This is a genomic window from Nostoc sp. XA010, from assembly GCF_020829625.1.
Lineage (GTDB): Bacteria > Cyanobacteriota > Cyanobacteriia > Cyanobacteriales > Nostocaceae > Nostoc.
On sequence record NZ_JAIVFX010000024.1, the window covers coordinates 46,681 to 72,358 of the forward strand.

Sequence of the window (25,678 nt, forward strand, 5' to 3'; positions counted from 1 at the left end):
ATTCACACTCTTAGTATGACTGAGCTAATCTCTTGTGCTGCAACATCTGTCTAATCAAGTTAGAAATAGATCAACAAAAGGATAACACTTGTAGGTCATTGAATTGGTCATTGGTCATTAGTTATTAGTCATTAGTCATTGGGCATTGGGCAGTGGGCATTGGTTATTAATTTTTCTCCTCTGCTCCCCCTGCCTCCCCTGCTCCCCCTGCCTTCCCTCCCCCACTCCCCACTCCCCACTAGATATATGAAAGCGTCAAAATAGAAGACATAGGCTTTGTACAAAAAGCCTTGCCTTAATTAAGGAGTTTATTATCAGTGGTATTACAAGTACAGACAAGCACCTACGAAGCTAAAACCCAAGAAATTGCTAAACGACTTCTAGCAGCAACGCAGGAAAATCGTTCGTTTTTTTCTTCCCTGCGGGATCAAATGCGCTGGGATGATAAATTATTAGCTTGGGCGATGAGTAATCCTGGGTTGCGGGTGCAACTATTTCGCTTTATAGATACGCTACCTGCTTTACACAGTAAATCAGAAATTGCCTCACATTTACAAGAATATTTAGGAGATGAGTCTGTAGAATTACCGGCAGCTTTGAAGGGAATGCTAAACTTTGCTAACCCTGACTCGATGCCAGGACAAGTTGCTGCTACAACCGTTGGTACAGCCGTTGAAACTCTTGCTCATAAATATATTTCTGGGGAAAATATTAAACAAGTCATCAAAACAGTTGAACGACTGCGAAAAGAGAAAATGGCTTTCACCATCGATTTACTTGGTGAAGCAGTAATTACCGAAGCCGAAGCGCAGTCTTATCTAGAACGCTATCTAGAATTAATGCAACAATTGGTGGAAGCATCGAAGAATTGGGCAGCTATCCCAGCTATTGATGAGGCTGATGGCGAAGCAATACCAAAAGTTCAGGTTTCTGTTAAGTTAACAGCGTTTTATTCCCAATTTGACCCATTAGATGCTAAAGGTAGTGAGGAGCGAGTTAGCGATCGCATTCGTATTCTCTTACGTCGTGCTAAAGAGTTGGGTGCATCTGTCCATTTTGATATGGAACAGTATGCCTATAAAGACATAACTCTTAGCATCCTGAAAAAACTGCTCTTAGAAGAAGAGTTTCGGCAACGCACAGATGTTGGCATAACGGTTCAGGCATATCTGCGTGATAGCGAGCAAGATACTAAAGAGATAATTTCTTGGTTGAAAGAACGTGGCTATCCCTTGACAATCCGCTTGGTAAAAGGCGCATATTGGGATCAGGAAACTATCAAAGCAGCGCAGAAGCATTGGCCACAGCCAGTTTACAACGACAAAGCGGCAACTGATGCTAACTTTGAAACCATCACTCAGTTGTTGCTAGAAAATCATCAATATGTGTATTCTGCCATTGGTAGCCATAACGTGCGATCGCACTCTCGCGCCATTGCCATAGCTGAAAGTTTAAATGTCCCCCGCCGTCGCTTTGAATTACAAGTCCTTTACGGCATGGGTGATAAAGTTGCCAAGGCATTGGTTGACAAGGGTTATCGGGTGAGAGTTTACTGTCCTTACGGTGAATTATTACCTGGAATGGCGTATTTAATTCGTCGGTTGTTAGAAAATACAGCTAATAGTTCTTTTTTACGGCAAAATCTCGAAAATCGACCGATTGAAGAATTATTAGCGCCACCGCTTGTCAAAGAGGAAAAGAACTCTTTAACTTCTAACTCCTCACTTCTAACTGCTAACTCTCATTTTCTGGGTGCTGCTGATACCGATTATGCTGAAGAAGAGGTAAGAACAAAGACGATGCAAGCTTTCCAAAGTGTTCGCCAACAGTTGGGTAAAACTTATTTACCCCTAATTAATGGCGAGTATGTTAATCCGCCGGAATTTGTTGATTCTCTCAATCCTTCTAATTTCAATGAGGTAGTTGGTAAGGTTGGGTTGATTAGCGTTGAACAAGCAGAACAGGCGATGCAAGCTGCCAAAGCTGCCTTTCCTGGATGGAGAAAAACACCAGCTAAACAACGCGCTGATATTTTGCGGAAAGCCGGTGATTTGATGGAACTCCGCCGCGCTGAACTTTCAGCTTGGATAGTTTTGGAAGTTGGGAAACCTGTTAAGGAAGCTGACGGAGAGGTTTCGGAAGCGATAGATTTCTGTCGGTACTACGCTGATGAGATAGAACGGTTAGATAAAGGTGTGAATTACGACATACCTGGCGAAACTAATCATTATATCTACCAACCACGCGGTATTGTTGTAGTAATTTCTCCCTGGAATTTCCCGCTAGCGATCGCTTGCGGAATGACTGTTGCAGCTTTGGTTTCAGGCAATTGCACTCTCCTAAAACCTGCGGAAACGTCTTCTGTAATTGCAGCAAAACTCACAGAAATCTTGGTAGATGCTGGTTTTCCTAAAGGTGTATTTCAATACGTACCTGGCAAGGGTTCGCAAGTCGGCGCTTATTTGGTAAATCATCCAGATACTCATGTAATTGCTTTTACGGGTTCCCAAGAAGTTGGCTGTAGAATTTACGCAGAGGCGGCAATCTTAAAACCCGGACAAAAGCACATGAAACGGGTGATTGCTGAAATGGGTGGCAAGAATGCCATTATTGTCGATGAAAGTGCTGATTTAGACCAAGCTGTTGTGGGGGTAGTGCAGTCGGCATTTGGTTACAGTGGACAAAAATGTTCTGCTGCTTCCAGGGTGATTGTGCTGCAACCGATTTATGATGCCTTTGTGCAACGCTTGGTAGAAGCGACAAAATCCTTAAACATTGGGGAAGCAGAGTTACCAAGTACACAAGTTGGGCCAGTGATTGATGCTAATGCCCACGATCGCATCCGCGAGTATATTGAGAAGGGTAAGGCAGAAGCACAATTAGCATTGGAATTACCAGCACCCGAACAAGGATATTTTATCGGGCCTGTGATCTTTAGTGAAGTATCGCCAAATGCGGTAATTTCCCAGGAAGAAATTTTTGGCCCTGTGCTGGCGGTAATTAGAGTCAAAGATTTCCAGGAAGCGTTAGCAGTTGCCAACGGTACAAACTACGCCTTAACTGGAGGACTTTATTCTAGAACACCTTCGCACATTCAGCAGGCGCAGGCAGAATTTGAAGTCGGGAATTTGTACATCAACCGTAATATTACCGGAGCGATCGTGGGGCGGCAACCCTTTGGTGGATTCAAACTTTCTGGAGTCGGTTCTAAAGCAGGCGGACCTGATTACCTCTTGCAATTCCTCGAACCACGCGCGGTGACAGAAAATATTCAACGCCAAGGTTTTGCACCAATTGAAGGTGCTGAGTAAACTAATTCACAATGATGCTCTCTACGAACGCGAACAGCGTGTCGCAGACAGACGCTAAAAGCGAACGCAATTACGTTTTGTAATGGGGATTTAACCCCGACACAAAACCTGCTACCTGTCTTGCTGGGGACTTAAACCCCCGCCACTTGTTAAAACTTGTAAGGTGGGCATTGCCCACCTTATATTACCCAAGAAGCAATCGTTTTTTGTGAAACCGATTTTTTAGATTTTGATGAAAAATCTAAATCTAAAATTGGCTTGATTATCTACTAGAATTTTCGCCAATTTCATCGGTACTTTCATTATTTTTCACCAAAATTATCAAACATAAACAACTAGCAGCTAGCTTTATTAAGTTCAAAGCTCCGCTTTTTAATACAATAAAAGCGCCTAATCCTATAAGAACAAAAGGTACAATATTATTACCATAGCGAGTCAATACATCGGCTATTACTCTGTAGTTAATTAATTTGTATGCCGCATAACACCAAACTCCTAACAATAGAAAAAATAAGCCGATAATTATCACAAAAGTCTCTAAATTACTGCTAGCAAATAACGGCACATAGACACTAATATTGTCACTACCATTTGCAACTGTAATCGCTGCCACGCTGTAAGTTTGAGGAGATAGAAAACTAGTCATGTTTGATGCCTCAGATTCTTCAGTTGTAGCTACAACTTCCTCCAATGCATCTTCTTCCTTATTGACTAAGCTGCTGATACCTATAGCAATTGGTAGTAAACCAAGTAATCCAATCCAGCTTTTTGATAAAACTAACCCACCAAATAAACCAGAAAGGCTAAGGATTAATAAAACTGTAAAACCTAGAAACTGACCAACAACTATATGCCTGCGGCGAAAGGTAGCATTTATTTGAGAAAAAAGCAACAATAAAATGACAATATCATCAATGTTAGTGGCAATGAATGCAATTGCCCCAGTAGTAATTGCAGTAACGAACTCGCTCATATTTTAAGATATACATAGATATGCTTTTATCTTGCAGCAGGCTACCGCGTTCGCATTGGCAAAGCCTCTCGTAGAGAAGCGTCCCAAACAGAAGAATACAAAGAAATTCAACAACAGATACACACCTTAAATTATCTGTGTTTATCTGTAATACCAAACACCAAATTTAAATTTTTGCAATAAATCTCGTAAATCGTTGAAATTCCTTGGATAATTACTTTGTCTATTTTAAAGCTTAGTTGCGCTATAGAACTAATATTTGATTTCTAAAAAAGCTCCGTACAGATCGAAAAGCCTAATTCCTTATTCCCTACTCCCCACTCCCCGCCCACGTAGATAATTTCAAAAATTAAATACGATTCCTATAGAAGGTTAATTTGGTATGGTGATAAATCGTAGGTTCTAAAAATCCAGGATGAGTAAGCTAGGGACAGCCTTCAGTGAAGGGATAATTGCCTTTATCGCCACTAACATAGATGACATCATTATCTTGTTAATATTTTTTTCACAAGTAGATGTTAATTTTCGGCGACGGCATATCTTACTCGGTCAATATCTGGGTTTCACAGCCATTATCATCGCTAGCTTACCAGGATTTTTTGGTGGCTTAGTCGTACAGCGAGAATGGATAGGATTGCTAGGAATGCTACCAATAGCAATTGGAATTCAACAATTAGTATCTAGAAAAGAAGAAACTCCAACAGTTCAGACAGTCAGTAGTGATTTTACACAGTCCACACCTAGTAACCCTGTATTGTCTTTTATTTTGAGTATTTTACACCCCCAAACCTATAAAGTAGCGGCAGTAACGATCGCTAATGGTGGTGACAATATTAGTATATATATCCCTTTGTTCGCTGGTCACGATCTTACCAGCTTGGGAGTCATTCTAAGTATATTTTTTATCATGGTAGGGGTTTGGTGTGCGATCGCTTATTTTTTAAGCCGTCAACCTACCATTGCTAATATTTTAAGTCGCTACGGTAAAGCTGTCGTACCTTTTGTGTTGATTGGCTTGGGTCTGTTCATTATGTATGAACGAGGTACATTCACTCTACTACCTTGGGTGAGAAGTTAATCAATGTTGGATGTTGGATGCTGGATTTGGGATTGAAAATCTAAAATTGGTCACACCTGATGAACTAATTTCCAACTCACCATCATTAAGATGGTATAAATGATAAACCGTAGTGGGCGTTGCGGAGCTACCTGGCAGATTTTAGCGCCTACTAACACCCCTGGAACAGAGCCTAGCCATATAGGTACAACCAGACGCCAATCAACTGTTCCCAAGCTGAGGTGGCCAAGAGCAGTAAACAGCAGTAAAATTGCTGCGTGTGAAATATCTGTACCTACTAACTTCCGTGCATCAAGCCGGAAAAACCCAATCAGCACCAGGGCAAACATTGAACCTGATGAGACACTAGTTAAACCAACCAAACAGCCTAAAATTGCTCCCAAAGTGATTGTTACACACCGACCAAAGTTAGTTTCTAAGTCTAATTTTGGCAGTTCGGGTAAATTAAATTTGGGGAAAAAAGTTAATAGTAGCAATTGCACTAGTGCTAATACTGTGACTAACAAAATCATCAAACCAAGCAAACGAAGCAAGATGCTATCCAGGTTATACTCACCTGTACGTTTAAGAAAGTGCAAAATCCCCACGCCGAACAGTGAGCCTGGAACACTCCCAAAAGCCAGCCATTTAACAACTGTTGTGTCAAGGGTTTTCTGTTCCCAATGCTTGACGCTACCAACAATCTTCATCAATGTGGCAGCCACAACATCAGAACTTACAGCGATAGAAGGCGGAACCTGAAAAACAAAAATCAACATGGGGGTGATGAGAGAGGCTCCGCCAATTCCCGTCAAACCAACGATGATACCAACAAAAAAGCTTAAGAACGGTAGTAATAAATATTCCATACTCTTCGGGGGTTTCAACAATCAGTTATGAGTTATCAAAGTCCTGTTGAGTCTCCCACTTCTATTAAGTGAGCAACATAGGGTTTAAATCTCCAAACAAAGCCTTAATAACTGTTCACTGACTTAACTACGAGCAGCTATAACTGAAAATCAGCTAAAGCTTTACTGCTAGAGAGCAGCAATTGTGCCAAACTATAGCCCAGCCGTAGACGGAGCTAGTCATGCCAAGTTATTGTGTTTCTCTAGGGATGAGTGACACAAAGGTTATCCAGCTAAAAGTTAGGGCAGAGGATTCCTGGACAACTTAAAACCTGTCTGGAAGTTTTTGGTAGCATGACTGACATTTAGCTGAAACAGGCTGTGATAACTGCTTATGGGTCAGTTGCTCTGCTAAATTCAACTTATAACTGGTTTTTTGCGGTTTTACATGTAAAAGGCGGTAAGGCGATGCACTTACCGTATTTTACTTGTAAGCATGAGTAAACGTCCAGCGTATTCGTGTTGTATCTTGCGAAATATCTGCATAAAGAGGGAGGAGTGGGGAGTGGAAGTAGGGAGCAGGGGAGGTAGGGGGAGAATAATAATGCCTAATGCGTAGTTAAGAACTCAGCGCTGAAAAATACTTGACTTTAAAGCACTTCTCGCGGTAGTTTAAAAAAACCATTCGGTCGGTAATATTTTATTTACAGCAATTTTCAATTCAATAAATTACCTTACTCCCCACTATTAAAGTCAGGAGTGAGGAGTGAGAAGTTAGCAGTGAGGAGTGAGAAATAAAAATTCATAACTCTTAACTCCTAACTCCTAACTCCCCACTCCCTATAGTCCATTCATCTAAAAATCGCTGTAATGTCCAAAGGCGAGGAAACAAAAAGCAGAATTCTCCACCAAGCAGCAGAACTGTTTAACCAACAGGGATATGCAGGCTCATCAATGTCAGACATCATGCGTGTTACGGGATTGCAGAAAGGAGGAATTTACAATCACTTCCAAAGCAAAGATGATCTCGCGCTACAGGCTTTTGACTTTGCGATCGCTCGCATCCATCAGCATACTAGATTTGCATTACGAAGCAAACACCACTCTGTAGAACGCCTGCAAGCAATCATTGACGTATTTAGTAGCTTTACAGAAAATCCACCTATCAAGGGAGGGTGTCCACTGCTGAATACTGCTGTGGAGAGTGATGATGCTCATCCGGCGTTGCGGGAACGCGCTCAACAAGCGATGAATTCTTGGCTGCATCTGATTCGTCGAATTATTGAAACGGGAATTAAAAAGGGTGAAATTCGCCCTGAAGTTAGTGCTGATGAAATCCCTACTATCATAATTGCAACATTAGAAGGAGCAGTAATGATGAGCAAGCTTTATGGAGATTCAATTTACATGCACAGGGTTATTAATCACCTGAATCAATATTTAGAGACTCACCTGAGAATATATAGCAAAAATAATCAGATAGAAAATAATGCTACTAAATAATAATTTGCACAGACCATTAGAAGTAGTATTAGAAATTCCTGTAAAAACATACGACATTGATTTTATGGGAATCGTGAGTAATATTGTGTATATCAGATGGCTTGAGGATTTACGTTTAAAGTTTTTAGATGAACACTGGCAACTCAATCAACAAATTGAGCAAGGATATGCGCCTGTTTTAGCTGGAACTGAAATTGAATATAAACGTTCGATAAAAATTATCGATCGAGTAATTGGACGTTTATGGCTAAGTAACTTAGGACGGTTGAAGTGGACTGTACAAGCTGAAATTTTATCTAACAATGAGTTAGCAGCAGTAGCTACCCAGAAAGGCGCTTTTGTTAGTTTACAAAATAGTCGTCCTATTCCCATTCCAGAGGAATTACAGAAGAAATATTTCGAGCATCAAAAAAAGAATTTGAAAGACTATTTATAAATTAATACGCTTGAGTTAAAATTGATCCTCCCTAACCCTCCTTAAAAAGGAGGGAACTAGAGCAAGCCTTTTTAAGGTGATACAATAAAATTCTAGTTCGTAGTGAGCCATTCATCGCTCATAGCATTTATCAGGACTAAAGTCCTTACTACAAACTTTAATTTATTTGCGTCTAGCTACTGAAAGAATAAGAGGCTATTTTAAAACACACCAATTTACTTAGCACTAGCCAATATATTTTCGATATCTGCTAGCTGCACCACTCCTGAAAAACTTGGACTATTAATTACAAAAAAAGGTGTGCCAGAAACAGCTAATTTCTCAGCTAGTTGAATATCTTTTGTAATTGCGGGATTAGCAAGAGTAAGGTCGCGTTTAAATTTACCTAAATCTAGATTGAGCTTTTTAGCAATATCTAAATATAACGCCTGACCTAGCTGCTTTTGATTAGTAAATAGCGCATCATGATATTCCCAGAATTTGCCTTGCTGATGCGCCGCCCAAGCTGCTGTTGCAGCTGGCAATGCTTCAGCATGAATTGAAATTAACGGTAAATTCTTGTAAACTAATTTTATCTTATCTGGATATTTTCCTAACAATTCTTTCAATGTTTTATGCGCCTCAGCACAGTAAGGACATTGAAAATCTGAAAATTCTATTAGCAAAGTTTTTGATTTAGTTGAACCTGTGGTGGGAGATTGACCAATCACGCTTTGAGGATTCGTCTTTAAATCCTGTAAAAATCCTTGCTGTTCTTGCTTGACTTTCTGTTGTTGTTGCTGTTGATAGGCTTGAACAGATTCGATAATTGCTTCTGGATGTTCGCGGATAATTTGTAATACTTGCTGTTCTAACTGCGGATCAATACGGCTAGCAGCTTGTGCAGGAAATGACCAGGTAACAACCCAAACTAGTAGACCTATTGCTGTCCAAGTACGTAGATACTGAAATAAGGGAGTAAAACAATCAAAGAATGTACGCATACAAAAACTCATAAATATTTTTTGTTTCAGCTATAGACACGCATTCGCTTCTACTTAAGAGTAATATCATGTCCGCTTTATTACTTATTAAACCTCAACAACCCCACCCCGCCTCCGGGGAGAGGCTAGAGGTGGGGTATAACTAATTACCCGAACTTGATATAAGCTTTAATTTAAAAAGAGCCAGCAATCATCCCAGCAAGTAAAATAAAACCAATCCAGACGTTTTGCCGGAACATCTGACCATAAACAGGATTAGGTAAGTCTCGCTGTGTTAATCGCACAGACTGCCAAACCCATCCAATAGTAGCAACTGCAAGGCTAATCCAGAAGGCTAAGTGCAGATGTATGAGTACACCTAACCAAGCCAATAACAAGATTGTGCCAGCAAAGAAAATTCCAATAGCTACAGGGGCATAATTCCCAAAAAATAGAGCGCTAGAATTAATACCAATGCGGCGATCGTCTTCCTTGTCGCTCATTGCATAAACAGTATCAAATCCTAATGTCCATAGTACAGTCGCGCCCCAAAGTAACCAAGTTGGTTGGGAGATGCTTTGTGTGACTGCACTCCAGCTAATCAACACGCCGAAACCCCAAGCAATGGAAAGCACCAGTTGCGGTACAGGAAACACCCGCTTTGCACCTGGATAAAGCAAAATTACGGGCACTGCTGCCACGCATAACCAGAAACTCAGGGGGTTAAGATAAAATGCCAGGATAGCTGCACATGCTAGGGATACGATCGCAACTACAATCCCAACTTTCACAGACAAGGCGCGAGAAGCGAGGGGGCGATCGCGTGTTCTTTCTACTTCTGGATCAATATCCCGATCCCACAAATCATTGACTACACATCCGGCGGCACTCGTAGCCAGAGTACCTAATATAATCACACCAACCAGAGGTAAAGGCGGTTTCCCAGAAGCTGCCAAAAACACAGCCCAAAGGGCAGGAATCATTAAAATTAACCGTCCTTCTGGTTTATGCCAGCGCAAAAGCCGGACAATTACAAGCCAAACTGGTTCCTGGGGGCGTTCTGGCGTCCTTAACATAAGAGTGGGGAGTGGGGAGTGGGGAGTGGGGGGTAGGGTATGGGGAGTGCGGAGAGGGTATTATATTTAGGATTGTGTATTAAGAAAACTTTTCTTTAGTTTCTATTCCCTACTCTCTACTCCCTATTCCCTAATTCACACTTCTTTACATCTATAGAATAACGTTATTTGTTATTTGTAAAAACATAACCTCAAGTGCCAACTTTAAATATTTTTAAATAGTCACTAGGTTAGGAGCAGTAGAGTGAATATACTTAGGTGTCAGCTACCCCAACATACCACCGTTTGCCATCATTTCTTATAAAGAGAGAAAACTAGATGCTGAATTTAGCTTCTAGCTGGGAGAGTGTTCCAACTCAACCATCTAAGCAAGACCGGATTATTGCTGCCATTGACCTGGGAACAAATTCTCTACACATGGTAGTAGTCAAGATTGATCCCACACTACCAGCTTTCAGCATTATCGCCAGAGAAAAAGAAACTGTAAGATTAGGCGATCGCAATCTTAAGAGTGGGGAACTTAAACCAGAGATAATTGAAAAGGCGATCGCTGCTTTAGGACGCTTTCAAGAAGTTGCCAAAACTACCAATGCTGAAACAATCATTGCTGTGGCAACTAGCGCTGTGCGAGAAGCCCCCAATGGGAAAGATTTTTTGCAGAGAGTAAAAACGGACTTGGGTTTAAGTGTTGACTTGATTTCTGGTCAAGAAGAAGCGCGAAGAATCTACCTTGGCGTTCTGTCGGGGATGGAATTTAACAACCAGCCCCATACCATTATTGATATTGGCGGTGGTTCCACAGAGTTAATTTTGGGCGATAGTCACCAAGCACGGACTCTCACCAGTACCAAAGTTGGTGCAGTGCGACTCACTAGCGAGTTAATCACCACCGACCCCATCAGTAACACTGAGTTTCAGTATCTGCAATCCTATACACGTGGGATGTTAGAACGTTCTGTGGATGAGATACTAGCAAACCTAGAGTTTGGGGAATCTCCCCGTTTGGTAGGTACATCTGGCACAATTGAAACCCTGGCGATGATTGATGCACGAGAAAAGTCGGGTGTTATTCCTTCGACTCTCAATGGCTATAAGTTCAGTCTTAAAGACTTGCAAGAGTTGGTAAATCGCTTGCGGAAACTGAGTTACTCAGAAAGGGCTGCAATTCCCGGTATGCCAGAGAAGCGGGCTGAAGTTATACTTGCTGGTGCAGTAATATTACAGGAAGCAATGACCCTTTTGGGTAGGGAATCGGTAACAGTTTGTGAGCGTTCCTTGCGGGAAGGCGTAATCGTAGACTGGATGCTAACCCACGGTTTAATTGAAGATAAGCTGCGCTACCAAAGTTCAGTTCGGGAACGCAATATACTCAAAGTCGCTAATAAATACCACGTCAATTTAGAATATAGCGATCGCGTGGCAAAATTTGCTGAGAGTTTATTTGACCAAACTCAAGGTACGTTACACCACTGGGGATCAGACGAGCGACAATTGCTATGGGCAGCTGCAATATTACACAATTGCGGTCATTATGTCAGCCATTCGTCTCACCACAAGCACTCTTACTATCTAATTCGCAATGGTGAATTACTGGGTTATACAGAAACTGAGATTGAAATTATAGCCAATTTAGCGCGTTATCATCGCAAATCTCCGCCTAAGAAAAAACATGAAAATTCCCAGATTTTGCTAAATAAACACCAGCGACAAATGGTCAGTCAATTGAGTGCAATTTTAAGATTGGCAGTGGCATTAGATAGACGACAAATTGGTGCGATCGCGCAAGTCCAATGTGAGTATTATCCACAATTTCAGCAGGTGAATTTGCTGATTTTTCCATCTCAACCTGATGATGATTGTGCTTTAGAACTTTGGAGCTTAGATTATAAAAAAGGAGTATTTGAGGAAGAATTTGGAGTGAAATTAGTAGCGACTTTAGAAAAGTCTAGCGTTGCTAAATTGTCTTAGAAAGTAGCGTGCGTTAACGTAGTTTAACGCACCTAGTAAATGTATAAACGCATATATATGCGTCACTACAAATTATCGTATTCGACGCATTTGCTTTCAAAATTTCAGTTAATTCATATAGGTTTCATCATACTTTAGGATGGATTGAGAAACTACCTAAAGAAATAGTTTAAAAACCAAAATTAGAATTACAATCACATGTATAGTTAATAGTCTATTTACTCTAGGTTATGTTGCTATTGGATATCTAAGCTGGGAAAACTTAGATATCCTTATATAGAATTTTAATTAAGCAGGGTTAATTGGTCGGTTCTCTGAATTTGAGAAGAGTCACGCTTCAGCATAGAGCCTGTGTTCCATTATTGTGATAATTCATCAGCGTTGGGAGCTATGAGCGATATCAAATGGTTGAGGTAAAAACCTAATGAATTTATCTGTAGCATAAAACTTTACCTCAGTTAAGTTAGGATGTGCTGATTGAAAATGAACAAGATGGCAGGGTTAGTGCAACAGTACTAGGCTTGCCAGATTTTAAAAGCTTTGGTGCGAGTAAAGAAGAAGCACTAGATAAACTAATTCAGCTTTTACAAGAGCGAAAACCAGAAATATCGAGTAAGAGAATTACAGAGCAAGGATTTTCTGGATTTTCAAGGAATTCAGGCAATCCTACAGACATGGGATGCTTTTAAATTGAATCAACTGGTCTGAAGACGAATCACTTACATTACTAACTTAAATAAATTACTTTAACAGTAGTTTATACAGGTATAAACACTAATGCGTATTTGCCTGATTTAAAGCGTTTGTGCTTATTCCTTGGTATAGCGTTTTAAAGCTATCCATCTCATTACAATCTTCAATTTCCTGTAATCTTAGGTACATCAGAGTACTCTTTCCTTCTCTTTGAAACGCTACGCGATGGTGCAAAGCACTCGCCAGAGGTTATGCCTACGCAAAACTACATAATTTCGGTAAAATTGGGTAAAGCAATTTTTGCGCTTGTTAAACAAAGGCATCAGCAAACCCATGCAACTGAAACTCAGTGCATCTAAACTTCCCTTCGCCCCTCTCCTCTTAATTGCCCCCTTTTTCCTATGGGGGACGGCAATGGTAGCCATGAAAGGAGTGATACCCCATACCACACCGCTATTCATGGCAGGTGTGCGTCTGATACCAGCAGGGATGTTAATTCTGATTGCAGCAGCATTCATGGGTAAACCCCACCCGAAGGGTTGGGCTGCATGGCTGTGGATTGCCTTATTTGCCCTCGTAGATGGGACGCTGTTTCAAGGCTTTTTAGCAGAGGGATTAGTTAGAACCACTGCGGGGTTAGGGTCTGTGATGATTGACTCGCAACCCTTGGCAGTTGCCTTACTATCGTTGTGGCTATTCCAAGAACACATTGGTTTTTGGGGATGGCTGGGGCTGGGCTTAGGTGTAACAGGCATTAGTTTAATTGGCTTACCTGATGAGTTGATTTTACATTTTCTCGACTCAGGCGCAAATATCACAATTGGCAATTGGCAAGATTTGTTTGCTAGTGGTGAGTGGTTGATGCTGTTAGCAGCCCTATCAATGGCAGTGGGAACAGTGTTGATTCGATTTGTGTGCCGACATGCTGACCCAGTAACTGCCACGGGCTGGCACATGATTTTGGGTGGATTGCCACTATGGGGAGTTTCATCAGTTATCGAATCCCAGCAATGGGAGAATCTAGGAGCATCTGATTTAGTGGCTTTGGGTTATGCTACCGTATTTGGCAGTGCGATCGCCTACGGGTTATTCTTCTACTTTGCCTCTAGTGGCAGTCTCACCAGTCTTAGTTCCCTTACCTTCCTTACACCCGTCTTTGCCCTATTATTCGGCAATCTCTTCCTATCAGAAGTCCTCAGTCCGTTGCAGTGGGTCGGTGTTTTCCTAACTTTAATCAGTATCTATCTTATTAACCAACGTGATACTTTAGCAGCGCAAAACGACACAGTTACTGTCGGCGAGATAGCTAATATACAGCAACCAGTTTTAGAAGCATCTGCTAAAAAATTAAACCCCATAGCTTTAGGAGTGAGAGAATCTGAACGAGAAATTTTACCCTAACTGGTAATTCGTAATTCGTAATGACGCTCGTGACACTCGTGACGCTCGTTGACTCGCTAACGCTGCGCTATCTATCGCCTTTGGCGTCTCCCCTTCTCCCAAAGGGAGAGGCTAGCACCAAGGGAGAAGACTCGCTAACGTAATCCGTAATTTGCAATTCAGTAGAGAGATGAGAAAGATAACAGAGAATTGCAGACAACATGACAAGAGGTGAGAAGTTACATAAGTCTTTCCCCTTGTCTCCCATTCTCCTTGTCCTCTTCTCAATGCCCAATACCCAATAAAAAAATGACCCTTAACATTTGCTAATCTTGAAGGTATTGTGGTATCGAATATTTCAAAAGTACCTTCAGGCTGAAACTTGCAATATGAGGCTATGCCGTTCCTCAATTTTGATATTTACCTGTTTTTCTTGCGTGGGTTTTTACCCAAATCGTGCAAGCACAGCAACACCTAACCTAGCACCTGAAATTTTAGAACTTGCACAAGCTAGTTCGACAGTTACTGCTAGTCCGACTGTTTTGAGATATGGTAGTCGAAAATCAGATGTGCAGAGATTACAAACCCAATTAAAGCAGTTGGGATACTACAGTGGCATCGTAAATGGAGAGTACGACGACAGTACAGAAATGGCTGTAGTTAAATTCCAGAAAGCACAGGGTTTAAAAGTAGATGGCCTTGCTGGTGTGGCGACTAGGGGGAGACTGCAAGCGGCAATGATAGCCAAAAATCAGATTGTCACTTCTCCAATAGTTACTTCTCCAATTATTAACTCTGCTGCTGCAACTTCCAAGCCAACTACAACACCTAAACCAACCGAGAGGGGTTTTGTCTGGTGGTTAATATTTTCCATCGGAGTTCTAGGAAGTATTGGCGCACTTGTTTACCTGCTGAGGTGGTTTCGTCGGGGCAAACAAGTGCAATCCGAAATATCAGAAACTAAAAGTTTGAGTGAAGCTAACAAAAACCCCATGATATCAACCTCTCCAGAGACTGTAACTAATCCACAAACAGCTACGCCACCACTCACCACACAATTACTGCTACCAGAAAGAACTTCCCGGCTAGCTAAACTAAATATTGTTGACGAACTAATTCAAGACTTACGCAGTTCTGACCCAACGAAACGGCGCAAAGCTATTTGGGATTTGGGTCAGCAGGGAGATTCGCGGGCAATTCAGCATCTGGTTGACTTGATGATTGATGCCGATTCTCAAGAAAGCAGCTTAATTTTGGCAGCTTTGGCAGAAATTGGCATTCGCACACTCAAACCGATGAACCGTGGTTTAGCAATTTCACTGCAAAATGAAAGTCCACAAGTGCGGCAAAATGCGATCCGTGACCTGACGCGCGTTTATGACATGATGGGTCAAATGAGTCAGATATTGCACCATGCTCTAGAAGACCCAGATGCCGAGGTGCAAGCAACAGCACGATATGCTTTAACTCAGATGAATCGAATGCGTGGTTTGCCTGAACAACAAAGTCTACCAGAAGATTCACACAACGATTCACGAGAATAAACCTAAAAATATTTCAATAGGATTTGGATATCAGTATCCGGGCCTGCTACTAAAAATGCTGCTTCGCTAAATTTGGGCGCTCTTGTGCGAATTTCTGGGTTCCTGGAAAATCCAAAGCCTTCGCTTGGTATGCCTAAAACATTGCTATTGAGAGTGCCGTCGTTATTTTGATCGTGGAAGACAGCAACGGCGTAACTACCTGCTTTCAAGTTCGCAAAGGTAATCGGTAAGGGAGTGCCACTAATTTTGGTACACTGCTTTTGTAAGCCGCGATCGCGATCGCTAGGAAATCCTTCACTGCTAGCAAATACACTGGCACAGACTTGTCCTTGTTTATTCTTCAATCCATCAATTTCTACGGTGAGTTTGCCGTTAAAATTTGCTTTGGCACTAAATGACCATGCTAGATTTCCCAGAACTGCCAATAGCAGCATACTAACTCTCAACCCTCTAACCATAAAATTTTCACAAGGTAAAATAAGTTTTGCTGAAATGAAGTTTTAACTTTGATTCAGATCAGGCAGATTCATGGTGGCATTATTCAGTTAATACTCGCAAGGATATTGGTATATTTAATTTTATACTTTTCTAAGTAAGTCGGCGTTAACGAAGAGACAAGGGGTTAACAATTCAAAATTAAAGACATTTCACACGGGGACTGTTACCCCGACTGTAGTAAGCTCCCGCAGGGTAACTAATGCTATATGTAAAAATTTGAAAAAGTAGGGGGTTTTATACCTCCTACTTTTCCTCGCTTGGATAGAGAATTTTGCGGAATCAATTCAATCTACTAATGATGTAATGGTTTGGTAGCTCATACATATTAGAAATATGCCAAAGAATAAATTAAAAAAATACAGCGTATTTCAGGTAAATGAAGTACACAGCGTAGGGGCACAACATGTTGTGCCCCTACGATTATCTGTACCTCACCAAGTTGCAATCTGGTGTATTTACCCTAAAATTTCCCAATTGAGCTTTCTTCTCCAGAAAATCCAGTTCCATCACCTTCTTTGAGAAATCCACTGTAGGCTTCCATACCGTGTTCACCGATATCCAAACCTTCTAGTTCCTCTTCTTTGGATACTCTGATACCTAAAGTAGCTTTCAGTGCCAGCCAAAAAATACTACTGAGTAAAACAGTGAAACCACCTACTGAGACAACGCCCAGCAACTGAATACCGAACTGTCCAAAGCCACCACCTGCAAATAAACCTTTTGCTGGGCCAAGTGTATCGCCATACCAAGAATAAACACCAGGGCCAACTGCCCACAAACCCACTGCTAGAGTTCCCCAGATACCACAAACTAGGTGAACTGAGGTAGCTCCCACTGGGTCATCAATACCAAGTTTGTCAAAGAATGTTACCGAGAAAACTACCAGTACTCCAGCAATCAAGCCAATGAGTAAAGAAGCAGGAATACCTATGTAAGCACAAGACGCTGTAACACCAACCAAGCCAGCCAAAATACCATTGATAATCATTGACAGGTCTGGTTTACCTAAGTACAACCAAGCTGTAATTGTAGCGGAAATTCCACCGGCAGCACCAGCCATGTTAGTGGTTACAGCAATGTGACTGATCGCACTAGGATCGGCAGCCATCACAGAACCAGGGTTGAAACCAAACCAGCCCAACCACAGGATCAGACAGCCCAAAGTGGCAATACTCATGTTGTGACCAGGCATAGCCACAACTTGCCTATCTTGATATCTACCAAGGCGGGGCCCAAGAAATGCTGCTCCCATCAAAGCCGCCCAGCCACCTACGGAGTGAACCACCGTAGAACCGGCAAAATCCCAAAAGCCTCTGTCTGCTAGCCAACCAGTTCCCCAAATCCAGTGTCCGGTAATGGGGTAGAGAATACCTACAAGTAAGAGGCTGAAAATTAGGAAGTCAACAAACTTAATCCGTTCGGCTACTGCACCAGAAACGATTGTTGCTGCTGTTCCAGCAAACACTAGCTGGAATAAAAACTTGGCAGCTAAAGGTACACCAGCCCAACTAATAGCACCGAAGATACCTTTATAGGCTTCTCCTGTGGCGGGACTGTTATCTGCTCCTCCTAAGAAAAACCCATTCAATCCAATGAAGTCGTTACCATCACCGAACATTAAGCCAAAACCGATTGCCCAAAAAGCAATGCTAGATAAAGCAAATACAATCAAGTTTTTGGAAAGAACATTGACAGCGTTTTTCTGGCGACAGAAGCCAGTTTCTAACATACAAAAACCAGCGTTCATAAAGAACACTAAAAAGGCTGCGATCGCAACCCACAATGTATCAAGAGCAACTTTAAGTTCTGCTGTCGTTGGCCCTGCGACTGGAGTTTGGGCAACTGCGGCATAACCCCAACCCAATACAATCAGACAAGCTAAAGGTAAGCAGGCTTGCCAGCTGGGGGAGAGTCGCTTAATTGCTAGATTAAATAGCTTGACTTTTGAGTTTATCTGTGAATTTACAGCGTAATTTCTTGCAGACAGACGCCTATTTTTTGTTTTCGATTTTTGTTTGTACATGAATTTGAACATCATCCTCAAAACTATCCTTAAAAAAGGGAAAAAATAGGTTAAGCAGAAAAAACTACCGTCCGAACTTCAATCCAGTGGTTTTTGATATTTTTCCTTTAGACCACTTGTTTAAAAACTAGAAAATCAAATTACCTTAGTAAAAGTTTAAGAAACTCTTGGCACATCCGTAAATATTTATTCTAGATATTCTTAAATAATTATGGTGTAGTTTCTGAAACAGTCAAGTCTTCTTCACTTAATCTTTAATCTTTCCAAAATAAATTTTGTTCAGGAAATTATTAAAAATTGTCAATATTATGTCTATACAAAAAGGTGCAATACAGTTACAGCCGATTTTTCCCCACACTAAGAGGTTACAGCAACGCCAACTAATATGGCAAAGCCAATATTATGAATAATACTAAAAAACTAGTGATTTAGTACCCACGTAGTATCAATGGAAATTTGCAGTTTAGTTGTGGTTTCAGATAAAGACTTAATAATGGGAGCTTTACAGAAATCATGAGACTACTTCCTATTTCACCCTTAGTAAATTTATAACTAAACAGATAAATTTGACTGATTGTCTATTTACCCGAACCAAAAAGCTGTATCACAGAATACATTTTTTCGCTTTTGTTATGGCAAATAGCTCCTGATGCAACAAATAAAGCATCTATATCCTTTATAGGTAAGTATTTTCCGATTTCATGATAAAACAATTAGGAATATTATTAAGTTTTTATACAAAAAACCACTAATTTGTTACTTTAAAAGCTACATTGAAAACCAGTAATTCTTTTTTGAACCGACCACTGGGTGTAATTCTAGAAGCTACCATTGGGTGAAATAACCGATAAATTGTCCGCACTCTCGACCATCCAATCTTGTTGAAAAAGTAACGGTTGTAGAGATAAACTCAACACGAAGGTTAAGATAATTCATAATTTATCCCCGCGAAAAGATTTGTATTAAAATTAACGCAGATTTACAAGCCTATCCTGAGAGTCTGGATTGGTGGAGCTATTTACAGAAGAGTTCTCACTCAGGTAAACTCACAGGCGATCGCTATCGTTGTTAGATTGGGTGTAGCAGTTGAGCAAAGACGCTCCACCTCTTAGTTTGTCGCTAAACATCGTCTAGCCAATTCACCATCAATCACTAAAAGAAACATCTATCGAAACTCTTATACAAGCTTACAGCCTGAATTAAATAGAATCATAAGGCTAACAAACTTAATTTCCTTAAAAAAGAGGGTTTACAGTACCTGTAATATGGGAAACTTGGCAATATTCCCTATAAATCAGATTCAAGATGAGTAAAACGATTTCGGACATCGCAGTTAAGACTATCAACCGTGAAGATAAACAATTAAATGAGTATATCGGCAAGGCACTCTTAATTGTAAATGTGGCATCCTACTGCGGTTATACTTCTCAATACGAGGGGCTAGAAAAATTGCACCAGAAGTATGGGGAAGCAGGGTTACGTATTTTAGGTTTCCCCTGTAACGATTTTGGAGCGCAGGAACCAGGAAGCAATGAAGAGATTGTGAAATTCTGCACGACTAAATATAGTGTTACCTTTGAACTATTCGAAAAAGTTCATGCCAAAGGCTCGCAGCAGCATCCACTTTATGAGAGACTTACCAAAGCCGTTGAGCCAACGGGAACTATTGCTTGGAACTTTGAAAAATTTTTAGTTAATAAACAAGGTGAAGTGATAGCTAGATTTAATAGTAGTATCCAGCCAAATTCACCAGAAATAATTGCCATAATTGAAAAAGAATTAGCTAAATAGTCATTAGTCATTAGGTTGTACTATTGGCATTGATTTTTGCCTCTGGGGTGTAAATTTATTTACGTCCAGTCCCTTAATTGAGAATATTCTCTCAATGAGTAGTTTAATTTATTTGTGTCTAATTTGTCATGAACGTTGCAATCATTGGTTGTGGTTATGTTGGTTATAAAGTTGCTGAATATTGGCAGGAAAAGGGGGATTTTGTTGTCAGTGTAACCACAACTTCCTCTGAGCGTGTCCCTGCCCTAAAATCAGTATCCAAAAGAGTTGTAGTTACCCGTGGTAATAACTTAGATAGTCTGAAATCATTTTTGCACGATCAAGATGTTGTACTTTTGAGCGTTGGTGCAAAAGGTGCAGAAGTTTATGAAGAAACTTATCTACAAACTGCCCAAACTTTAGTTTCATCCTTACAGCAGGTTCCGAGTATAAAACAATTAATATACACAGGTAGTTATGCAGTATATGGTGACAGAAATGGTGTTTGGGTAGATGAAGAAACACCACTTGCACCCGCTAATTTAAATGCACAAATTCTCCGAAAAACAGAGGATGTGCTGCTATCAGCATCTAGCGAAAATCTCCGCGTTTGTATCTTTCGCTTAGGAGGAATTTATGGCCCTGGCAGAGAACTGTTGAAAATATTTAGTAGATATTCTGGTACAACCCGTCCCGGCGGCGAGGATATCACAAATTGGATTCACCTTGATGATATTGTTGGTGCCATAGAATTTGCCCGTCACCGTCGTTTACAAGGGATTTATAATCTGGTAGATGATGCACATCTCACCAGTCGAGACTTGCTAGATAGCCTATTTGAAAAACATAATTTACCCAAAGTTATATGGGATACTTCTACTAAGAGTACCCGCCCATATAATGCTTGGGTATCGAATGAAAAGCTTAAAGAAGCTGGATACCAGCTAATTCATCCACAGATAATTTTTTAGCAAGTATTAAAAACTAGGAATTATGCAACCATCTGCTGTAACTAACACAACCAATTTGACAGCACATCCTAGCCAGTTTTACAGTTGGCGGAATTATCGTTGCGCCTACGAAGTTCGTCAACCAACTAACACAGCACCTGAGGGTATTCCCTTATTATTAATTCATCCTATTGGCGTCGGATTGTCGCGGCAATTTTGGCAGCGTTTTTGTTGCGAATGGTATAATACAGGTCAGCGTAATTCAATTTACAACCCTGATTTATTAGGATGTGGCGAAAGTGATATGCCTCATGTGGCTTACACTCCTAATGATTGGGCAGAACAGTTGCAGTACTTTTTAGAAACAGTAGTGCAAAAACCTGTGATTGTAGTAGTACAAGGTGCTTTATTACCAGTTGCGATCGCATTAGTCCAAAAGCAATCAAACTTAATTGCCAAACTTGTACTCTCTGGGCCTCCAACGTGGGCTTTGATGACAAATAAATCACCAGAATGGCGGCAAAAATTTGCTTGGAATCTGTTAGATTCGCCTTTTGGGAGTGCTTTTTATCGCTATGCACGCACCCGAAAGTTTTTACATTCTTTCTCGACTCGTCAACTTTTTGCTTCTGAGAATGCTGTGGATGCTGAGTGGTTAAATACATTGCTCGCAGGTGCAGAAAATCCCTCTAGTCGTTATGCAGTGTTTTCTTTTCTAGCAGGATTTTGGCGACAGGATTATACTAATTCTATCGCCTCTATTGAGCAACCAACATTAGCGGTTATGGGGGAAACTGCATCGAGTATTAGTCAAAAAGGTAAAAAAGAAACGCCAGACAAACGCTTAACTCACTATCTCGCGTGTTTGCCTCAAGGTCGAGGTATAAAAATAAATGGGCGCAATGTTTTACCCTATGAATCAACTGCTGAATTTATAGCAGCGATCGCTACCTTTATTAATGAAATTTTTTAGCTGATTGATGGTTACATCATCCCAGACTTGCCATGATAGGTTATGACTGGAATTGATTACTAAAGGCAAGCAAAATTATGTTCCCCAATCGCCGAGGAGAAAGAGTTCCTAATGTCACTTTTCATACTCGTGTAGAAAACGAGTGGGTGGATGTGACAACCGATCAATTATTTGCTAATAAGACAGTGGTTGTCTTCTCTTTACCAGGTGCTTATACACCGACTTGTTCATCAACTCATCTCCCTGGTTATAACGAATTGGCTGGGGTTTTCAAAGAAAATGGGGTCGATGACATTATCTGTATTTCTGTCAATGATCCCTTTGTGATGAACGAATGGGCAAAAGTTCAAGAGGCAGAAAATATCAAACTAATTCCCGATGGTAATGGTGAATTTACTGAAGGCATGGGTATGCTGGTAGACAAATCAGACTTAGGGTTTGGGAAGCGATCGTGGCGCTACTCAATGCTGGTAAGAGATGGTGTAATAAACCAAATGTTTATTGAGCCAGACGAGCCAGGAGATCCCTTTAAGGTATCCGATGCTGAGACAATGCTCAGATATATCAACCCCCAAGCAGTGAAGCCGGAACTTGTTTCTCTGTTTGCCAAAGTCGGTTGTCCCTTCTGTGCGCGTGCTAAGGCGATGCTCAAGGAACATGATATCAACTACGAGGAAATTACCTTGGGTAAGGATATCACCACACGTTCGTTACGAGCAGTTACAGGTGCGACAACAGTTCCCCAAGTATTTATCGATGGTAAATTAATTGGTGGTTCTGAGGCATTAGAAGCCTACTTCGCTGCTAAATAGTTTTCAGTTGGCGCACACAGGCGTCACCTGTATCAACTTTAGGTGAAAGTCACGGTATTTTTGACCATAGCCTGATTTGTGAAAATTGAAAGCTACAAATCCCTCAATACTGCTCGGGTTTTGGTGCATAGTCATTGAAGATCCCCCTTAGTCCCCCCTTAAAAAGGGGGAAAATAAGCCCCCCTTTTTAAGGGGGGTTGGGGGGATCGACTCTTAACCGAGCAGTATTGACAAATCCCTGACTTCTCAAGAAGTCAGGGATTTTGTTTCTATTCAGCAATTAACAAATCTTCAGATGAATAGATGTATTTTTGCCTAGCTATTCACTACTTATCCGATAAAATTGATTCGGATTGAATTCCCCTTTATTTAAAAGACAATATGTTTGCTAGAATCCGCCGAATTTTGAGACAATTTTTTAGTAACTCAAGGACAATCAACAACGAACCACTGAATAAAGTAAGTTTGATTGTCATTATTTTAATTGATATTTTTATCTTGATTAATGTTTTTACCGGACTCGATGATATTAGCAGATGGCATATCAGCCCGACCGAAGCTTATCCATGTTATTCAGAGTGGCAAAATTACCGGGCAAAAACCACTCAAGATAAAGACTATGAAATTGTTAAGCTTTCATTGCCAGAGAATCCGAATAATCTACTCAGTTTTCAGCGAAACTATCAACAAGCCGAAGTAGGACATTTAGGTAAGGTTTCTAAAACGTGTTTGCAATATGCCGGCTACAAAGATAAAATTAACAATCCCCAAAAGCAGCAAATTATCAGAAGTATTGATCAGAAACAAGCGAAAATTAGTTCGCTTGAACAAGCAAATCGCACTATTAAAGCCCAATATGACTCAACCCTCTTAGAAAAAATTGCAGGTCAGGGTCGTGAACAATCAATTAATCAAGTCAGTGCTGAAAAAGCTAAACAGACCTTAGAACAAAATAATCGCCTAATCTCTACCCTTAAAGAAGAAAATTCTACTCTTAAAAATGAACTGCTTGCCAAACCGGAAAGCATTAGTTTTATAGCTTTTCTTAAAGATGATAATCAATTCCGGGAAGTTGACAAAGGCTATCAGCAGGCATCATTTTGGTATCCCAGTATCCAGCTTGCTTTTCAGTCTCTCTTTCTTCTACCGTTGATTCTCATTGCCTTGTCAGTTCACAAATTTGCCCAACGAAGAGGATTTGGACTCATCTCGCTAATTAGCTGGCATTTGCTAGTTATCTTTTTTATCCCACTAATTGCTAAAATATTTGAATTTCTTCAAATTGGGGCAATATTTAAATTTTTCTTTGATATTCTTAGTGCCCTTTTTGGTGGTTTACTTTTCCTGATAAATTATGCTTATATATTGCTGATTCCAGTTATCGGTTTTGGAATTATTCAGTTTTTTCAAAAATTTGTCTTTAATGTTAAAGTCCAGGCAGCTAGCCGAGTCCAAAAATCACGCTGTGTAAATTGCGCTAAGAAAATTCGATCTCTTGATACTTACTGTCCACACTGTGGTTATTATCAAGACATTGAATGTCAAAACTGTCATAATCTGACTTATAAATATTTGCCGTATTGTAAACATTGTGGAGCTTCTCAAAATCCTAATATTTTGTAATTGTTAAAGTCGTAAAATTTTCGATATGCTTGGCTCAGAACAACACTATTAATGTTTGGTATTCATGAGTCAAAGTAACTAAAACTATCTACTGATAGATGACACTAAGAAACAAATTCTAGTTAATTGATTACAAGAACTTAATATGGAAAAAGTGAAAAAAGCCAATAAAGAGAGTCAGTCGCCTCTTTCTTTCCTCAAAAACCTGTTGATTGCCCGTTGGCGATCGCTCTTACTCCTCTTGATAGGAGTATACTTACCTTTGCAGGTTTTTGAAATTCTGACAGTGAAGATATGGGAAAATAAAGCTGGCTTCCCGTGGGATGTGCCTATTTTGTTAGCAGTTCATTCTACAGCCAACCCACAGCTTGATGTTTTAGCTGTGACGCTAGCGAAAATTGGAGAGCCTTGGACGGCGGTACCGATTTTAGGTGCGATCGCACTCATATTATTACTTCAAAAACGCTGGCGATCGCTAGCTTATTTACTCACCGCCTCAGTAGGAAGTGTGATCATCAACCGCACAGCAAAGGAGTTAATGCATCGAGTGCGTCCACAATTGTGGCAGTCCATTGCGCCTGAGTCTAGTTTTGCATTTCCCAGTGGTCATTCTATGACGAGTATAACTGTAGTAGCAATTTTGCTATTTTTAACTTGGGATAGCTCCCGGCGCTGGTTGGTTCTCATCTTTGGTAGCTTATACATAATAGCTATTGGATGGTGTCGTCTCTATCTGGGGGTACATTTTCCCAGCGACGTTCTCGCGGGTTGGATGGTTGCATTAGGTTGGACAATTGGCGTCAGTCTAATTATCAAACCCTATAGAACTATAGCCAAATCAGCAGATGGCGAACGCCCTGAAGATGAAACTACCTTACTCCCTGAAGAAAGAAAGTTGATAACTAAGGATTAATATTATGTCCGCTTAAAGGCTTATTGTTTAGGCTGACGCTCAGACACAGACAAAAATCAAACTATAACCTTTTCTCAGTCGTCTTAAGACGACTTTTGCTATTAGACTCAGAATTGATTCTGAGGCGGGCTAGATGAGAATGAAATAGCCCCTTGGTAGATGCATTCGCTCATGAGTCTACAATCTCTCGTGATCCGTTTGGGATAAAGCAATTCACTTCACCCCTTTCCAAGACTTTAGTACCAGCCTGATTGAATTAAATCACCCCAGTATTTGGGTTTGTCTTCAAAACTAAGTTATACCAATTCTGAAGATGCACATAATCAGTCCCCCCAACACATGGGGGGACGGCGTAGCCGGGGGGT

Annotated in this window: 20 protein-coding genes; 14 read left to right on the plus strand and 6 right to left on the minus strand. The window is 40.7% G+C overall.

All coding sequences use genetic code 11. The features are described 5' to 3' along the window. Positions 1-317: 317 nt before the first annotated feature. A complete protein-coding gene (gene pruA / locus LC608_RS26135) occupies positions 318-3,311 on the plus strand; it encodes an L-glutamate gamma-semialdehyde dehydrogenase (protein WP_229556356.1) in 2,994 nt (997 codons plus the stop codon). 262 nt (positions 3,312-3,573) lie between these two features. Here the strand turns inward: pruA and LC608_RS26140 are convergent, their stop codons facing one another. Beyond that, positions 3,574-4,284, minus strand: coding sequence for a cadmium resistance transporter (locus LC608_RS26140; RefSeq protein ID WP_229556357.1), 711 nt, complete (start codon positions 4,282-4,284; stop codon positions 3,574-3,576). A 415-nt stretch (positions 4,285-4,699) separates the two neighbouring features. Between LC608_RS26140 and LC608_RS26145 the strand changes: the two genes are divergently transcribed. Beyond that, complete coding sequence (locus LC608_RS26145) at positions 4,700-5,362, plus strand: cadmium resistance transporter (protein ID WP_229556358.1); 663 nt, start codon at positions 4,700-4,702, stop codon at positions 5,360-5,362. A 50-nt stretch (positions 5,363-5,412) separates the two neighbouring features. On the opposite strand, the gene LC608_RS26150 is transcribed toward LC608_RS26145, so the two are convergent. Continuing rightward, positions 5,413-6,210 carry a sulfite exporter TauE/SafE family protein gene (locus LC608_RS26150; protein WP_229556359.1) on the minus strand — a complete coding sequence of 266 codons (798 nt, stop codon included), beginning with the start codon at positions 6,208-6,210 and terminating at the stop codon, positions 5,413-5,415. An 849-nt stretch (positions 6,211-7,059) separates the two neighbouring features. On the opposite strand from LC608_RS26150, the gene LC608_RS26155 reads away from it, so the two are divergent. Both LC608_RS26155 and LC608_RS26160 read left to right on the plus strand, forming a co-directional pair. Further along, positions 7,060-7,692, plus strand: a complete 633-nt coding sequence (locus tag LC608_RS26155; protein ID WP_229556360.1) for a TetR/AcrR family transcriptional regulator — start codon at positions 7,060-7,062, stop codon at positions 7,690-7,692. Continuing rightward, a complete protein-coding gene (locus tag LC608_RS26160) occupies positions 7,679-8,128 on the plus strand; it encodes a thioesterase family protein (RefSeq protein ID WP_229556361.1) in 450 nt (149 codons plus the stop codon). The genes LC608_RS26155 and LC608_RS26160 overlap by 14 nt, the downstream gene beginning before the upstream one ends. A gap of 215 nt (positions 8,129-8,343) precedes the next feature. Here the strand turns inward: LC608_RS26160 and LC608_RS26165 are convergent, their stop codons facing one another. After that, positions 8,344-9,111 (minus strand): thioredoxin domain-containing protein, encoded by a 768-nt coding sequence (locus LC608_RS26165; RefSeq protein ID WP_229556362.1) that lies wholly within the window; start codon positions 9,109-9,111, stop codon positions 8,344-8,346. Positions 9,112-9,284: 173 nt separating this feature from the next. Beyond that, positions 9,285-10,166, minus strand: a complete 882-nt coding sequence (locus LC608_RS26170) for a 4-hydroxybenzoate solanesyltransferase (protein WP_229556363.1) — start codon at positions 10,164-10,166, stop codon at positions 9,285-9,287. 318 nt (positions 10,167-10,484) lie between these two features. Here LC608_RS26170 and LC608_RS26175 point away from each other — a divergent pair, with 318 nt between their 5' ends. From LC608_RS26175 to LC608_RS26190, 4 genes are all read left to right on the plus strand, one after another. Further along, positions 10,485-12,134, plus strand: coding sequence for a Ppx/GppA phosphatase family protein (locus LC608_RS26175; RefSeq protein WP_229556364.1), 1,650 nt, complete (start codon positions 10,485-10,487; stop codon positions 12,132-12,134). Between the two features lie 470 nt (positions 12,135-12,604). Next, positions 12,605-12,823: a hypothetical protein gene (locus LC608_RS26180; protein ID WP_229556400.1), complete on the plus strand. Its 219-nt coding sequence runs from the start codon at positions 12,605-12,607 to the stop codon at positions 12,821-12,823. A 337-nt stretch (positions 12,824-13,160) separates the two neighbouring features. After that, the gene (locus tag LC608_RS26185; RefSeq protein WP_229556365.1) at positions 13,161-14,228 is read left to right on the plus strand and encodes a DMT family transporter; all 1,068 of its coding nucleotides are present in this window, start codon (positions 13,161-13,163) and stop codon (positions 14,226-14,228) included. A gap of 368 nt (positions 14,229-14,596) precedes the next feature. Beyond that, a complete protein-coding gene (locus LC608_RS26190; protein ID WP_229556366.1) occupies positions 14,597-15,751 on the plus strand; it encodes a peptidoglycan-binding protein in 1,155 nt (384 codons plus the stop codon). 2 nt (positions 15,752-15,753) lie between these two features. Here LC608_RS26190 and LC608_RS26195 read toward each other — a convergent pair whose 3' ends face one another. Next, positions 15,754-16,209 (minus strand): DUF2141 domain-containing protein, encoded by a 456-nt coding sequence (locus LC608_RS26195; protein WP_229556367.1) that lies wholly within the window; start codon positions 16,207-16,209, stop codon positions 15,754-15,756. A gap of 500 nt (positions 16,210-16,709) precedes the next feature. Continuing rightward, entirely contained in the window at positions 16,710-18,272 is a 1,563-nt protein-coding gene (locus LC608_RS26200; RefSeq protein WP_229556368.1) for an ammonium transporter, read from the minus strand. A 1,305-nt stretch (positions 18,273-19,577) separates the two neighbouring features. On the opposite strand from LC608_RS26200, the gene LC608_RS26205 reads away from it, so the two are divergent. The 6 genes from LC608_RS26205 to LC608_RS26230 all read left to right on the plus strand — a co-directional run bounded on the left by LC608_RS26205 (position 19,578) and on the right by LC608_RS26230 (position 25,313). Beyond that, positions 19,578-20,063: a glutathione peroxidase gene (locus tag LC608_RS26205; protein WP_229556369.1), complete on the plus strand. Its 486-nt coding sequence runs from the start codon at positions 19,578-19,580 to the stop codon at positions 20,061-20,063. A 128-nt stretch (positions 20,064-20,191) separates the two neighbouring features. After that, a complete protein-coding gene (locus tag LC608_RS26210; RefSeq protein WP_229556370.1) occupies positions 20,192-21,013 on the plus strand; it encodes an SDR family oxidoreductase in 822 nt (273 codons plus the stop codon). 22 nt (positions 21,014-21,035) lie between these two features. Then, positions 21,036-21,965 (plus strand): alpha/beta fold hydrolase, encoded by a 930-nt coding sequence (locus LC608_RS26215; RefSeq protein ID WP_229556371.1) that lies wholly within the window; start codon positions 21,036-21,038, stop codon positions 21,963-21,965. A gap of 77 nt (positions 21,966-22,042) precedes the next feature. Then, entirely contained in the window at positions 22,043-22,777 is a 735-nt protein-coding gene (locus LC608_RS26220) for a glutathione peroxidase (protein WP_229556372.1), read from the plus strand. Between the two features lie 381 nt (positions 22,778-23,158). Then, positions 23,159-24,400 carry a hypothetical protein gene (locus tag LC608_RS26225; RefSeq protein WP_229556373.1) on the plus strand — a complete coding sequence of 414 codons (1,242 nt, stop codon included), beginning with the start codon at positions 23,159-23,161 and terminating at the stop codon, positions 24,398-24,400. A 145-nt stretch (positions 24,401-24,545) separates the two neighbouring features. After that, positions 24,546-25,313: a phosphatase PAP2 family protein gene (locus LC608_RS26230; RefSeq protein WP_229556374.1), complete on the plus strand. Its 768-nt coding sequence runs from the start codon at positions 24,546-24,548 to the stop codon at positions 25,311-25,313. The last annotated feature ends 365 nt before the right edge of the window (positions 25,314-25,678 follow it).